This window comes from Xylophilus rhododendri, assembly GCF_009906855.1.
In the GTDB taxonomy this organism is placed as follows: Bacteria; Pseudomonadota; Gammaproteobacteria; order Burkholderiales; family Burkholderiaceae_C; genus Xylophilus; species Xylophilus rhododendri.
Genome location: NZ_CP047650.1, coordinates 3,596,949 through 3,610,322, shown reverse-complemented (window position 1 = coordinate 3,610,322; position 13,374 = coordinate 3,596,949). Strand labels below are relative to the sequence as shown.

Sequence of the window (13,374 nt, the reverse complement as noted above, 5' to 3'; positions counted from 1 at the left end):
GCGGCTCAGCCCGCCAGCTTGTCGATGATGGACTGGCGGATGTTGTCGATATGGCGCGCCGTCTCGGCCGCGGCCGCCGGGCCGTCGCCGCGCTCCAGCGCATCGACCATGGCCAGGTGCTCCAGGCAGACCGGCGCCAGGCGGTTGTTGAGGCGCTTGAGCGAGAACATGCGGGTCTTGCGCCGCACCTCGTCGATCATCTCGCCCAGCATCTGGTTGCCGCACCATTCGATGACCGCGCCGTGCAGGTCGGCGTCCAGCGCCTGGTGCTCGGGGCTGGCCGGGTCGTCGAGTTCCAGCAGGGTCTGGATGCGCCGGCGCAGGCCGTCCAGCAAGGGCTTGGGCACCTTGCCGGCCGCCTTGGCCGCGGCCTCGGATTCGAGCAGGCGGCGCACATGCAGCGCCTCCATGATCTCCTGCAGCGTCACCTGCCGCACCACCAGGCGGCCGCCGCGCCGCTCCAGGATGCGTTCGCCTTCGAGGCGGTGCATGGCCGCGCGCAGCGGCGTGCGCGAGATGCCCAGCTGCAGCGCCAGCATGCGCTCCTGCACCAGGTCGCCCTGCTGGAGTTCGCGCGAGAAGATCAGGTCGACCAGCGCCTCGTAGGCCTGGTTGGCCAGGCCCTTGCCCAGGCCGCCGCTGTCGTCGATGTCGGAATCCGCGGATGTCTCGTCCGCGACTTTGCTGGTGTTCATGGTGCCGGCGATTGTGCCTCCTCGCCGCCGTCCGCCATGGCACGGGCATTGCTATATACCGCTGGTATACCAAGTGTGCACCACACTTTTCGACCGTTTTCGCACCAGATTGAAGCCATGCCATCCGTCATCGAACAGCCCCTGGACACCCGCCTGTCGGCCCGCCTGGCCGCCGCGCGTCCATCGGCCACCGGCGCCGCCTCGGCCCGTGCCCGCGAACTCGCCGCCCAGGGCCGCAGCATCATCAGCCTGAGCGAGGGCGAACTGGATTTCGACACGCCCGCGCACATCCGCCAGGCCGCCGCGCTGGCCATGGAGCAGGGCCAGACCCGCTATACCGACGTCGGCGGCACGCCCCGGCTGAAGGCGGCCGTGATGCACAAATTCGTGCGCGACAACGGCCTGCGCTACGAGGCCAAAGAGATCATCGCCGCCACCGGCGCCAAGCAGATCCTGTTCAACGCCATGCTGGCCACGGTGGATGCGGGCGACGAGGTGATCGTGGTCGCGCCCTACTGGGTGTCCTATTCCGAGATGGTGCGCATCGCCGGCGGCGAGCCGGTGGTGCTGGTGCCGGATGCGGCGAACGATTTCAAGCTCACCCCCGAAATGCTGGCCGCGGCCATCACACCGCGCACCCGCTGGCTGATGCTGAACGCGCCGGGCAATCCTTCCGGCGCGCTCTACACGGAGGACGAATTCCGCGCCCTGGCCGAAGTGGTGGCCCGCCATCCGCGCCTGCTCGTGGTGGCCGACGACATCTACGAGGCCATCGTCTTCGAGGGCCGCTTCTGCTCCTTCGCCCAGGCCGCGCCGGCCATGCAGGCACGCACGCTGACGATCAACGGCGTCTCCAAGGCCTACGCCATGACCGGCTGGCGCCTGGGCTACGCGGGCGGGCCGGCCTGGCTGATCAAGGCGCTGGAGCTGCTGCAGTCGCAGAGCACCAGCAACCCCAGCTCGGTGAGCCAGGCCGCCGCGGTGGCCGCCCTCGAAGGCCCGCAGGCCTTCCTCGACGACTGGCGCCAGCGCCTGCGCGCGCGCCGCGACCTGGCGCTGGACATCCTGGCCCGGGCCGCGCCGCTGCTGACCATGCGCCGCCCGCCGGCCGCCTTCTACCTCTACGCCGACTGCTCGGCCACGCTGGGCATGCGTACCCCGGCGGGCGAGCTCATCGCCAGCGACATCGACTTCGCCCGCTACCTGCTCGAAGGGGCCGGCGTGGCGGTGGTGCCCGGCACCGCCTTCGGCCTGGCGCCCTATGTGCGGCTGGCCTATGCCCTGTCGGACGAACGCCTGCGCGAGGCCTGTGAACGCATCGTCGCGGCCTGCGCGGCGCTGCTGCCGCCAGAATCACGGCCATGAACCTGCAAGCCACCGAAAACCGGCCGCTCCTGGCCATGCCCGCGGACGGGTCGATCGAACCCGTCGGCGACCGCTGCCTGATGGTCCGCCTGGGGGCCCAGGTGGACGAGGCGCTGAGCCGCCTGGTCCACGCCGTGGCCGCGCGCCTGCTGGACGCCGCCCTGCCCGGTGTCGTCGATGTGGTGCCGGCCTTCACCACGGTGGCGGTGTATTTCCAGCCCCTGGCTTTCCGCGCGGTCCAGGGCCTGCCCTCGGTGCAGCTGACCCGGCAGATCGAACAGGTTCTGGCCGCGGGCGTGCCGGCATTGGCCAGCGCCGGCCGGCTGGTCGAGATTCCGGCCTGCTACGGCGGCGAATACGGCCCCGACCTGGAAGACGTGGCCCGCCAGTGCCAGCTCTCGCCCGAGGAGGTGGTCACCCTGCACAGCAGCCGGCCGCTGACGGTCTATGCCTTCTTCTTCTCGCCGGGCAATGCCTTCGCCGGGCCGGTGGATGTCCGCCTGCAGGTCAAGCGCCGGCCCACGCCGCGCACGCGTGTGGAGGCCGGTTCGGTGGCCATCGCCAACGGCATCTCCTCCATCTACCAGACCACCTCGCCGGGCGGCTGGAACCTGCTGGGGCGCACGCCGTGGAACATGTTCGACATCACGGCGGATCCACCCACGCGGGTGCAGCTGGGCGACCGTATCCAGTTCCGGCCGATCACGCCGGAAGAGTTCCGCGACACGGTGGAGGCCCGCCCATGAGCCGCGTTGTTAAAAACAAGCCGGTCATGAAGGTCGAACGCCCCGGCATGTACAGCCTGCTGCAGGACCTGGGCCGCCTCGGCCACCAGCTGATCGGCGTGCCGGTCAACGGGCCGATGGACGAGTGGTCGCACCGCCTGGCCAATGCGCTGGTGGGCAACCCGGCCGATGCGGCGGTGCTCGAATGCACCCTCACCGGCCCGCGGGTCAGCTTCGGCCAGGACGTGCTGATCGCCCTGTGCGGCGCCGACCTGCAGGCCAGCGCCGAGGGCCGCCCGGTGCCGCTGCAGCGCCCGGTGATGCTGCGGGCCGGCGTGGCGCTGGAGTTCGGCGAGCGCCGCGCCGGCGCCCGCGTCTACCTGGCCGTGCGCGGCGGCTTCGCCACCGAGCCGGTGCTGGGCAGCCGCAGCACCTATGTGCGCGGCGGCCTGGGCGGCTTCCAGGGCCGGGCCCTCAAGAAGGGCGATGTACTTCCCCTGGGCGCCGCCGAGGAAACCCCGCTGGCCGAACTGCTGCGCGACAGCGGCCTGCCGATGCTGGCCGACCTGCCGCGGGCCCTGACGCTGCCGGCGCACCTGCCCGGCCGCCTGCGTTTCGTCCCCGGCCCGCATTGGGCGCATTTCACCGACGAAGCGAAGGACGCCTTCACCACCCTGCCCTACCGCGTCAGCCAGGAAACCGACCGCATGGGCGCCCGCCTGTCCGGCCAGGCCCTCAAGCTGAAGGCGCCGCTGGAACTGGTGTCCGAGGCCACCGTCTTCGGCACCGTGCAGGTGCCGCCCGATGGCCAGCCCATCGTGCTCATGGCCGACCGGCAGAGCGCCGGCGGTTATCCCAAGATCGGCTATGTCTGCAGCGCCGACCTGCCGCTGCTGGCGCAATCGCTGCCCGGCGATGTGCTGGGCTTCGAGCCGGTCACCCAGCAGGCCGCCGAGGAACTCTGGCTCGCCTCCGAAACCCGCCTCGGCGCGGCCTGCGCCAAGGCGGCGCGGTCGCTGCGCTGAACTTCCACTTCAAGACACAAAGGAACCCACCCACATGGCATCCATCGACATCAACTGCGACATGGGCGAGAGCTTCGGCGCCTGGAACATGGGCAACGACCTGGAAATTCTCGGCCACGTCACCTCCGCCAACATCGCCTGCGGCTTCCATGCGGGCGATCCGGACGTGATGTTCAAGACGGTGCAGGCCGCCATCGCCAGCAACGTGGCCATCGGCGCCCATCCCGGCCTGCCGGACCTGCAGGGCTTCGGCCGCCGCGCCATGGCCATGACCTCGGCCGAGGTCTACAACCTCACGCTCTACCAGATCGGCGCGCTGCAGGCCTTCGCCCAAAGCCAGGGCAGCCAGCTGCACCATGTGAAGAGCCACGGCGCGCTCTACAACATGACGGTCAAGGATGCCTCCCTGGCCCGCGCCTTCGCACAGGCCGTGTACGACTACGACCCGGGCCTGCTGGTCTACGTGGCCAACGCCAACATGACCGAGGCGGCGCAGAACCTGGGCCTGCCGGTGGCCTTCGAGGTGTATGCCGACCGCAGCTACCAGGACGACGGCACCCTCACCCCGCGCAACCTGCCGCACGCCATGATCGAGGACGTGGAGCAGGCCGTCACCCAGGTCAAACGCATGGTCTGCGACGGCGTGGTGCGTTCGCTCTCGGGCAAGGACGTGCCCATCGTGGCGGACACCCTGTGCATCCACGGCGACCAGCCCGGCGCGGTGCTGTTCGCCCGCACCATCCGCGATGCCCTCCAGGCCGAGGGCATCGAGGTCATCGCCGGCTGAAGCCGGCTGGGCTTCAGGCGCCGCGGCGGATCACCCGCCCGGCGTGCTCGTCTTGCAGGGCGCCGTCGGCGAAGGCCAGCCGCCCGTTCACCCAGACCTGGTCTATGCCCGCGCTGAGCGCACGCGGCTCGGCGAAGCTGGCACTGTCGTTCACCGTGTCAGGATCGAACAGCACCAGGTCCGCCGCCATGCCCTCAGCGACCAGGCCGCGGCCGGCCAGGCCCAGCTCCTGCGCGGTCAGGCCGCTCATCTTGTGCACGGCGGTTTCCAGGCTGAACAGCTTCTCTTCCCGGGCGTAGTGGCCCAGCACCCGCGGGAAGGTGCCCCACAAACGCGGATGCGGATGCTCGTCGTGCGGCATGCCGTCCGAGCCCACCATGGTCTTGGGAAAGGCCAGGATGCGGCGCACATCGGCCTCGTCCATCATGAAATAGATGGCGCCGGCCGGCATCAGCTGCGTGGCGGCCTCCTCGTCGGTGCAGCCGAGTTCGGCCGCCACATCGGACAAGGTGCGGCCGGCGAACTGCGGCATGGTCTGCGACCAGCTCACCAGCACCGAGGAGGCGCGCGCCACGAACTCCGGCCGCAGCACGGTCGAGGAAGCGTTGTAGGGATAGCAGTCGATGGACACCGGCTGCTTCTCCATCGCCGCGGCGATGCGCTTGAGGGTCTCCACCGAACGGCCATGGTTGGCCACGCCGGCCAGCTTGTGGTGCGAGATCAGCACCCGCACGCCCAGGCGGCGGCCGATCTCGAAGGTCTCGTCCAGCGCATCGATGACCTTCTCGGCCTCGTTGCGCATGTGGGTGGCATAGAGGCCGCCGTGCTCGCGCAGCGGCTCGCCCACGGCCACGATCTCGTCGGTGCTGGCATGGCGTGCCGGCGGGTAGAAGGTGCCGGTGGACATGCCCCAGGCGCCGGCCTGCAAGGCATCGGCCAGCAGCTCCTGCATGGCCTGGCATTCGGCCGGCGTGGCGGCCCGCTCCAGGTCGTCCATCACATTGGCGCGCAGGCTCAGGTGGCCGACCAGGCAGACGGCGTTGGTGGCCGTGCCCTGGCGGTCTATCGCCTCCAGGTAGTCGGCGAAACGCGGATAACGCAGCCACTCCGGCGTGGCGATCAGGTCCAGCGGCGGCGGGATGGGCCCGCGCACCTGCCCCGGCGCCAGGCTCAGCCCGCAGTTGCCGGTGACCACCGTGGTCACGCCCTGGGACAGCTTGGCCGTCATCGCGCCCGGCGTCAGCAGGGCCCGGTCGTCATGCGTGTGCACATCGATGAAACCCGGCGCCAGCACCCGGCCGGCCGCCTGGACCCGTTCACGGCCGGCATCGGCCGGCAACGTGCCGATGCCGGCGATGCGGCCATCGGCGATGCCCACATCGGCCACGAAGCCGGGCCGGCCGCTGCCGTCCACGATGGTGGCGCCGACGATGACGAGGTCGAATGCTTGCTTGTTCTGGTTCATGAGGAAAGACGGGGTCACAGGCTGGTATGCCGCGCCACCAGTCCGGCGCGGGCGTTCTCCAGGTGCTGGCGCATGGCCGAGCGGGCGGCCTCGGGGTCGCGGTCCAGCACCGCCTGCAGGATGGTGACGTGCTCGGCCACGCCGGGCTCGAAGCGGCCGGGCGCGCCGTTCTGGTCGTAGGTGCGGGCCTTGATGCGCAGGTCGTGGATGGCCTGCGCCATCAGCTGGTTGCCGCTGGCCAGGGCGATGCTGTCGTGCACCAGGTTGTCGATGCGGTGGTTGGCTTCCTTGTCGGTGTTGCGGCTGGCCAGGTGGGCCTGCACCTGGGCGATGACGCTGCGGGCGGTGTCCGGGTCCATGCGGGTGGCCGCCGATGCCGCCGCCTCGCCTTCGAGCAGGGAGCGCATCTGCAGGATCTCCAGGTACTGGCGCAGCGTGGGTTCACGCACCATCAGCTGGCCGCGCGGCGTGCGCACCGCGAAGCCGCCGCCGATCAGCCGGCTCATGGCCTCGCGCAGCGGCGTGCGCGAGATGCCCAGGGTGGCGGCCAGGCTGCGTTCCTGCAGCGGCTCGTCGCGCGAGAGCCGGCCGAGCTGGATCATCTCCAGCAGGGTGCGGTAGGCATCGCCCGCCAGGTCGGGGCTTTCGTCCGTCGCGGGGACGGGGTCGGGAATGCGTTGGGACATGTGCTCAGGCTCCGACGAAGGCCATGGCGTCGCCGGCGCTGAAGCCCCAGCGCACCAGGCAGCCTGGCTGGCGCTCGGCTTCGGACAGGCCGATGGGCGCGTAGGCCGTCACCGTGCGTTCGCCATCGGCGATGAAAAGCTTCCAGTGCAGGCCGCAGAAGGTGGCGACCAGCAAACGCCCTTCGCGCTCGATGTCGCCGCCGGCCAGCCGCGCGCCGATGCGCACATGCTCCGGCCGCACCGCCAGCGCCTGGCCGCCCTGCTCCAGGAAATTGCATTCGCCGAGGAAACCGGCGACGAAGGCCGTGGCCGGCCGGCGGTACAGCGCCTCGGGCGAGCCGCTCTCCACGATGCGGCCCTGGTCCATGATGACGATGCGGTCGGACAGGTTCATCGCCTCCTCCTGGTCGTGGGTGACGAAGACCACCGTCAGCCCCAGGTCGTGGTGCAGCTTCTTCAGCTGCAGCTGGATGGATTGGCGCAGGTTCTTGTCGAGCGCGCCCAGGGGTTCGTCCATCAGCAGGATGTCCGGCGTGAAGACCAGGGCACGCGCCAGCGCCACCCGCTGCTGCTGGCCGCCGGAGAGCGCGCCGGGCAGCCGGTCGGCCAGCGCCTGCAGGCTCACCAGCGCCAGCGCGTCATTCACCTTGCGGCGGATGTCGCCGTGGTTGAGCTTGCGCATGCGCAGGGCGAAGGCCACGTTCTCGAACACACTCATGTGCGGGAACAGGGCGTAGTTCTGGAACACCATGCCGATATTGCGTTCTGCTATCGGCATGCGGGTCACGTCGCGGCCGGCGATGGAGACGCTGCCGCTGTCGGGCGCCTCGAAGCCGGCGATGATCTTCAGCAGCGTGGTCTTGCCGGAGCCCGACGCGCCCAGCAGCGTGCAGAACTCGCCGCGCGCCACGTCCAGGTCGATGGAGGGCAAGGCCATGGTCTTGCCGTAGGACTTGCAGATGCCGCTCAGCGTGACGTTCTTGCCCTGGCGTTCGGGGCGTTCGGCGAAGGCCGCGACGGCGTGGGGTGCGAGGGACATGGATCAGGCTCCGTTTTTCTTGCGGCCGAGCAGCTGCTGGGCGATCAGGATGAGGGCGGTGGCGGCCACCAGCAGGCAGGAGGCCGAGATCACCGTGGGATCGAAGTCGCTGGACAGGCCTTCGAACATCAGCTTGGGCAGCGTGCGGTTGCGCACGTTGGTGAGGAAGAGCGCCATCACCACGTCGTCGAAGGAGGTGACGAAGGCGAAGACGGCCGCGCCGATCAGCCCCGGCAGCAGGGCCGGCAGCATGACCAGGCGGAACATCACTGTCCAGCTCGCGCCCAGGCCCATGGCCGCCAGCTCCAGGCTGTGGTCGAAGCTGCGCAGCGCGGCCCGCACGGTGATGTAGACATAGGGCGCGGCCAGCACCGTGTGGCCCAGGATCACCGCCACCGAATTGGCCACCCAGCCCAGCGGCGCGGTCATGTAGTACAGCGACACGCCGGTGATGATGGAAGGCACCGACATGGGGATGACGAAGAGCGCATCGAGCACCTTGCCGGCGCCCGACTTCATCTTGTGCACGCCGAGCGCGGCGGCGATGCCGAGCACGCTGGCCAGCAGGGTCACGATCAGGCCCACCTTCAGGCTGGAGAACAGGGCGGCCAGCCACTTGTCCTCCTCCAGGAAGCTGCGGTACCAGCGCAGGCCGTATTCCGGCGGCGGAAAGCTCGGGTACTGCGAGGTGCCGAAACTCATCGGTATCACCACCACGATGGGCGCCAGCAGGAAAAGCACGCTGAGGATGCCGGCCACCACCGAGAAACGCCCGCCCGGCGTGCGCCGTGCCGGCGCCTCGCTGCTGCCCTTGCCGCCGGAGCCGCTGATGAGCTTGTCCAGCCCGAACAGGCGGTTGAACACCCACAGCGAGACCAGCACCGTCACCAGCAGCACGCCGGCAAGCGCCGCGGCCACGCCCCAGTTGAGTTCCTCGGTGATGTTGTGCGAGATGACCTCGGCCACCATGCGCTGGCCCGGCCCGCCCATCAGCGAGGGCGTGATGTAGTAGCCCACCGCGTTCATGAAGACGATGATGCCGCCGGCCACCACACCCGGACTGGTCAGCGGCAGCACCACCTTGGAGAAGATCGAGACCGAGCCGGCGCCCAGGCTCTGCGCGGCCTGTACCAGCGTGCGGTCCATGGCCTTGAAGGAGGCGTAGAGCGGCAGCAGCACGAAGGGCATCAGCACATGGGTGGTGCCGATCATCACGCCGGTGAAATTGAAGAGGAAGGCCACCGGCTCGGACGCGATGCCGGTGCCGGTGAGCAAAGCGTTGAGCGGGCCGTTCTTGCCCAGCAGGGCGATCCAGGCCGAGGTGCGCACCAGCGCGCTCGACCAGAAGGGCAGCAGCACCGCGAAGAAGAGGATGCGCGCGATGCGCGGGCTGACGCTGGCCATCAGGTAGGCCAGGGGGTAGCTCATCACCACGCAGCTGATGGTGACTGCCACCGCGATGGTGAAGGTATTGCCCAGCACGATGCGGTAGATGGGCGTATCGAGCAGGTGGCGGTAGTGGGACAGGCTCAACTGCCCGTCCACCAGGAAACCCTCCTTCATCAGGCCGGCGATCGGCCCGACGAAGAAGAGCAGCAGGAACACCAGCAGCGGCGCCGCCGCCAGCACCGCCGCGCGGTTCCAGCGGCGCCGCGGCGCGGCGTGGAGGGCCGCGCCGGGCGGCAGGGGAATGGCGGTGCTGTTCATCGGGCGCGGCCTGTGGGGATCAGCGTGCGCGGATCGCGTTGTAGCGTTCGACGATGGCCGGGCCGTTCTTCTCCCAGAACTCCGAATCCATGAAGACAGCCGTCTTCAGGCGCTCGGGCGTGGAAGGCAGGCGCTGCTTGCGGGCTTCGTCGATCAGCGGGAAGGCGGCTTCGGTGGTCGGGCCGTAGGGGATGTACTTGCTGAACTCGGCCTGGTTCTTGGGCACGGCGATGTAGTTCAGCAGCTTGATGGCCTCGGTGCGGTTCTGCGCGCCCTTGACCAGCGCCATGTAGCCGACCTGGGCGATGGAGTCGCCCCAGCCCATGGCGATCGGCAGGCCGGAGGCGATGCCGGCGTCGAAACGGCCGTTCCAGCCCAGGGCCATGACGACCTCGCCGCTGCCGAGCGTGTTGACCGGCTCGGCGCCGTTCTTCCACCAGGTGGCCACATAGGGCTTGATCTTCTCGATCTGCTTCATCGCGCGGTCCACGCCGGCGGGGGTGGACAGCACCTTGTAGACATCGGCGGCCGGCACGCCGTCGGCGATCAGCGCGGCTTCCAGCACGGTGGAGGGGTCGTCCTGCAGGGTGCGCTTGCCGGGGAATTTCTGCACGTCCCAGAAGTCGGCGAAGGTGCTGGGCTGGGGCTTGCCGGCGGGGAAGGCCTTGGTGGAATAGGCCACCAGCGTGGCGAAGATCTCGGTGGGCACGCCGTAGTCGTTGCGGGCGGCGGCGATCATGTGCTTCTGGTCGACCATCTCGGGCGTGATCTTCTCGAACACCCCCAGCTTCACGCCGCGCGCCAGGCGGGCGCTGTTCTCGCTGACCACGTCCCAGGCGACGGACTTGGTGTCGATCATGGCGCGGATCTTGGCGACCTGCGGGTCGGTGTCCTCGGTCACCTTGATGCCGGTTTCCTTGGCGAAGGGCTTGAGCCAGGCATCGCGGATCGCCGCCTGGTAGGCACCGCCCCAGCTGGCGAAATTCAGCTCGGCGGCCTGGGCCAAACCGGTGGTGAACAAGGAGGCGGCCAGGAGGCCGCCGGCGATCTTCAAGAACCTGGTCTTCATCGAAACGCTCCGGTAAACAAGCATGGTTGGAAGGCCCGCCGGCACCGTCGCCGGCGAGCACTACCGCCTTGGTACGCAAAGTGCATGCCAGTGGTATACCAAGACTTTCGCCCCGAAACAGGGCACATCCCAAGCGCTCCCCGCCTCGGTCGCCGTGGCATGCCCATTGCTAGATACCACTGGTATACCAGTTGTGCACCAATTTGAACCCTGAGGATTCCACATGCGTACCCAGAAGACTTTCCGCCCCGTCGCCACCGGCATCGCCCTGGCGCTGGCCCTGCTGTCGGGCACCGCGGCAGTGCATGCGCAGACCCGTGGCGGCACGCTGCGCGCCATCGCCCAGCCCGAGCCGCCGACGCTGATGCTGGGCCTGAACCAGCAGACGCCCACCCAGTACGTCGCCGGCAAGATCTACGAAAGCCTGCTGACCTGGACGCCGGACCTGAAGCCCATGCCGGGCCTGGCCAAGTCCTGGACCGTGTCGCCCGACGGCAAGCTCTACAGCTTCGAGCTGCAGACCGGCGTGAAGTGGCACGACGGCAAGCCCTTCTCCTCCGACGACGTGGTGTTCAGCGTGGACAAGTTCCTGCGCGAGGTGCACCCGCGGGCGCGGGTCATCATCAACCAGTTCGTGGAGTCGATCAAAGCCGTCGGCCCGAACAAGGTCGAGATCCGTCTGAAGGAGCCCTTCGCGCCCTTCCTGAAGTCCTTCGTCAGCGACAACATGCCCATGGTGCCCAAGCACCTCTACGACGGCACCGACTACAAGAGCAACCCGGCCAACCAGACGCCGGTCGGCACCGGCCCCTTCAAGTTCAAGGAATGGAAGAAGGGCTCCTACATCATCCTGTCGCGCAACCCCGACTACTGGCAGAAGGGCAAGCCCTACCTCGACGAGATCGTCTTCAACGTGATCCCCGACGCCGCCTCGCGCGCCGTGGCCTTCGAGCGCGGCGACGTGCAGGTGGTCAGCGCCAACGACGTGGACAACGTGGACGTGCCGCGCCTGAAGAAGGTGGCCAACACCAAGTCGACCAATGCGGGCTGGGAGATGTTCTCCAAGCAGGCCTACATCCAGATGAACATGAGGAAGCCGCCCTTCGACAACCTGAAGGTGCGCCAGGCGGTGATGGAAGCCATCAACCGCAAGTTCGTGGTCAACAACATCTTCTTCGGCCTGGGCAAGATCGCCACCGGCCCGGTGTCGTCCACCACGCCCTTCTACGAGCCCAATGTGCCGGCCTACACCTTCGACCTGAAGAAGGCGCGGGCGCTGATCAAGGAGTCCGGCGTCGATGTGTCGAAGACCCCGATCAAGATCCTCTCCTACCCCTACGGCGCCACCTGGGACCGCCTGGGCGAATACACCCGCCAGGCCCTGGAACAGGTCGGCTTCAAGGTGGAGATCGAATCGGCCGACGCCGGCACCTGGTCCAAGCGCGTGTCGGACTTCGACTTCGACATGACCTTCAGCTTCACCTCGCAGTACGGCGACCCCGCCCTGGGCGTGGCCCGCCTCTACCTGGCGCGCAACCAGGTCAAGGGCTCGGCCTTCGTCAACAACCAGGGTTATGTGAACCCGGCCATGGACGTGGCCTGGGACAAGGCCGCGGCCGCCACCTCGGTGGAAGAGCGCCAGCGCCTCTACAGCACCATCCAGAAGACCCTGGTGGAAGAGGTCGCCAACGGCTTCCTGTTCGAGATGGAGATCCCCACCATGTACAGCGCCAAGGTGCACAACCTGACGCAGACCGCCATCGGCCTGAACGACACCTTCGCCGACGTCTACATCGACAAGTAAGCAGCCCGGACCCGACGCGATGAAGACCCTGTCTTTCCTGTTCTCCCGTATCGGCAAGGCGGTCTTCGTCGTCCTCGGTGTGGTGATCGTCAACTTCCTGCTGATCCGCCTGGCGCCGGGCGACCCGGCCGCGGTGATGGCGGGCGAGTCCGGCTCCTCGGACCCGGCCTATGTGGACCAGCTGCGCCACGACTTCGGGCTGGACAAGCCCGTGTGGATGCAGCTGTTCATCTACCTGCGCGGCGTGCTGCGCTTCGACCTGGGCTTTTCCTACCGCGAGCGCCTGCCGGTGCTCGACCTGATCCTGGACCGCCTGCCCGCCACCCTGCTGCTGATGGGCTGCGCCTTCGTCTTCGCCATCGTGCTCGGCCTGCTGGTGGGCGTGATCTCCTCGCGCAGCCGCTACCAGGGCCGCCTGCCGTGGCTGGACAGCGTGCTGATGACGGTGTCCCTGCTGATCTACGCCACGCCCCAGTTCTGGCTGGCGCTGCTGGCGATCATCTTCTTCTCGCTCCAGCTCGACTGGCTGCCGCCCTTCGGCATGGAGACCGTGGGCGCGGGCCTGACGGGCCTGGCCCATGCCAAGGACGTGGCCCTGCACCTGATCCTGCCGACCGTGTCCCTGGGCTGCTTCTTCATGGCCGTGTATGCGCGGCTGACCCGCGCCTCCATGCTCGAAGTGCTGGGCATGGACTTCATCAAGACCGCCCGCGCCAAGGGCGTGCCGGTGGGCGAGATCGTGCGCCACCACGCGCTGCGCAACGCCTTGCTGCCGGTGGTCACCTTCGCCGGCATCCAGCTCGGCCAGATGGCCGGCGGCGCGGTGCTCACCGAGACCGTCTTCGGCTGGCCCGGCATCGGCCGCCTGCTGTTCGACGCCCTGATGCAGCGCGACTACCAGCTGCTGCTCGGCGTCTTCCTGGTGACCTCGACCATGGTGGTGGTGTTCAACCTGCTGACCGACCTGGTCCTGCGTTTCGTCGATCCGCGCATCGCCGAAGCCTGAA

Annotated in this window: 12 protein-coding genes; 6 read left to right on the top strand and 6 right to left on the bottom strand. The window is 68.6% G+C overall.

The window, feature by feature from the left end:
- Positions 1-5: 5 nt before the first annotated feature.
- On the bottom strand, positions 6-695 hold the full coding sequence (locus tag GT347_RS16745; protein WP_160553292.1) for a GntR family transcriptional regulator: 690 nt from the start codon (positions 693-695) through the stop codon (positions 6-8).
- Between the two features lie 117 nt (positions 696-812).
- On the opposite strand from GT347_RS16745, the gene GT347_RS16740 reads away from it, so the two are divergent.
- From GT347_RS16740 to GT347_RS16725, 4 genes are read left to right on the top strand one after another with little or no spacing between them, the layout of a single operon-like run.
- On the top strand, positions 813-2,060 hold the full coding sequence (locus GT347_RS16740) for a pyridoxal phosphate-dependent aminotransferase (protein WP_160553291.1): 1,248 nt from the start codon (positions 813-815) through the stop codon (positions 2,058-2,060).
- Positions 2,057-2,806: a 5-oxoprolinase subunit PxpB gene (gene pxpB / locus GT347_RS16735; protein ID WP_229722345.1), complete on the top strand. Its 750-nt coding sequence runs from the start codon at positions 2,057-2,059 to the stop codon at positions 2,804-2,806. Before GT347_RS16740 ends, pxpB begins: the two co-directional genes overlap by 4 nt.
- Positions 2,803-3,810: a 5-oxoprolinase subunit C family protein gene (locus GT347_RS16730; RefSeq protein WP_229722344.1), complete on the top strand. Its 1,008-nt coding sequence runs from the start codon at positions 2,803-2,805 to the stop codon at positions 3,808-3,810. The genes pxpB and GT347_RS16730 overlap by 4 nt, the downstream gene beginning before the upstream one ends.
- A 34-nt stretch (positions 3,811-3,844) precedes the next feature.
- Positions 3,845-4,597, top strand: a complete 753-nt coding sequence (locus GT347_RS16725) for a LamB/YcsF family protein (protein ID WP_160553290.1) — start codon at positions 3,845-3,847, stop codon at positions 4,595-4,597.
- 13 nt (positions 4,598-4,610) lie between these two features.
- On the opposite strand, the gene GT347_RS16720 is transcribed toward GT347_RS16725, so the two are convergent.
- The 5 genes from GT347_RS16720 to GT347_RS16700 are packed head-to-tail and all read right to left on the bottom strand — an operon-like array spanning position 4,611 to position 10,563.
- The gene (locus GT347_RS16720; RefSeq protein ID WP_160553289.1) at positions 4,611-6,062 is read right to left on the bottom strand and encodes an N-acyl-D-amino-acid deacylase family protein; all 1,452 of its coding nucleotides are present in this window, start codon (positions 6,060-6,062) and stop codon (positions 4,611-4,613) included.
- 14 nt (positions 6,063-6,076) lie between these two features.
- Complete coding sequence (locus GT347_RS16715) at positions 6,077-6,748, bottom strand: GntR family transcriptional regulator (protein ID WP_160553288.1); 672 nt, start codon at positions 6,746-6,748, stop codon at positions 6,077-6,079.
- Between the two features lie 4 nt (positions 6,749-6,752).
- Positions 6,753-7,787, bottom strand: a complete 1,035-nt coding sequence (locus tag GT347_RS16710; protein ID WP_160553287.1) for an ABC transporter ATP-binding protein — start codon at positions 7,785-7,787, stop codon at positions 6,753-6,755.
- A 3-nt stretch (positions 7,788-7,790) separates the two neighbouring features.
- Positions 7,791-9,494 (bottom strand): ABC transporter permease subunit, encoded by a 1,704-nt coding sequence (locus GT347_RS16705; RefSeq protein WP_160553286.1) that lies wholly within the window; start codon positions 9,492-9,494, stop codon positions 7,791-7,793.
- A 19-nt stretch (positions 9,495-9,513) separates the two neighbouring features.
- Positions 9,514-10,563, bottom strand: a complete 1,050-nt coding sequence (locus GT347_RS16700) for an ABC transporter substrate-binding protein (protein WP_160553285.1) — start codon at positions 10,561-10,563, stop codon at positions 9,514-9,516.
- Positions 10,564-10,786: 223 nt separating this feature from the next.
- On the opposite strand from GT347_RS16700, the gene GT347_RS16695 reads away from it, so the two are divergent.
- Both GT347_RS16695 and GT347_RS16690 read left to right on the top strand, forming a co-directional pair.
- Positions 10,787-12,367: an ABC transporter substrate-binding protein gene (locus GT347_RS16695; protein ID WP_160553284.1), complete on the top strand. Its 1,581-nt coding sequence runs from the start codon at positions 10,787-10,789 to the stop codon at positions 12,365-12,367.
- A 19-nt stretch (positions 12,368-12,386) separates the two neighbouring features.
- Positions 12,387-13,373 carry an ABC transporter permease gene (locus tag GT347_RS16690; protein WP_160553283.1) on the top strand — a complete coding sequence of 329 codons (987 nt, stop codon included), beginning with the start codon at positions 12,387-12,389 and terminating at the stop codon, positions 13,371-13,373.
- Position 13,374: the final 1 nt, after the last annotated feature.

Excerpts from the sequence above, each read along its gene's own strand:
- GT347_RS16745 (WP_160553292.1), bottom strand. The coding sequence starts at position 695 with ATGAACACCAGCAAAGTCGCGGACGAGACATCCGCGGATTCCGACATC.
- GT347_RS16740 (WP_160553291.1), top strand. The coding sequence starts at position 813 with ATGCCATCCGTCATCGAACAGCCCCTGGACACCCGCCTGTCGGCCCGC.
- pxpB (WP_229722345.1), top strand. The coding sequence starts at position 2,057 with ATGAACCTGCAAGCCACCGAAAACCGGCCGCTCCTGGCCATGCCCGCG.
- GT347_RS16730 (WP_229722344.1), top strand. The coding sequence starts at position 2,803 with ATGAGCCGCGTTGTTAAAAACAAGCCGGTCATGAAGGTCGAACGCCCC.
- GT347_RS16725 (WP_160553290.1), top strand. The coding sequence starts at position 3,845 with ATGGCATCCATCGACATCAACTGCGACATGGGCGAGAGCTTCGGCGCC.
- GT347_RS16720 (WP_160553289.1), bottom strand. The coding sequence starts at position 6,062 with ATGAACCAGAACAAGCAAGCATTCGACCTCGTCATCGTCGGCGCCACC.
- GT347_RS16715 (WP_160553288.1), bottom strand. The coding sequence starts at position 6,748 with ATGTCCCAACGCATTCCCGACCCCGTCCCCGCGACGGACGAAAGCCCC.
- GT347_RS16710 (WP_160553287.1), bottom strand. The coding sequence starts at position 7,787 with ATGTCCCTCGCACCCCACGCCGTCGCGGCCTTCGCCGAACGCCCCGAA.
- GT347_RS16705 (WP_160553286.1), bottom strand. The coding sequence starts at position 9,494 with ATGAACAGCACCGCCATTCCCCTGCCGCCCGGCGCGGCCCTCCACGCC.
- GT347_RS16700 (WP_160553285.1), bottom strand. The coding sequence starts at position 10,563 with ATGAAGACCAGGTTCTTGAAGATCGCCGGCGGCCTCCTGGCCGCCTCC.
- GT347_RS16695 (WP_160553284.1), top strand. The coding sequence starts at position 10,787 with ATGCGTACCCAGAAGACTTTCCGCCCCGTCGCCACCGGCATCGCCCTG.
- GT347_RS16690 (WP_160553283.1), top strand. The coding sequence starts at position 12,387 with ATGAAGACCCTGTCTTTCCTGTTCTCCCGTATCGGCAAGGCGGTCTTC.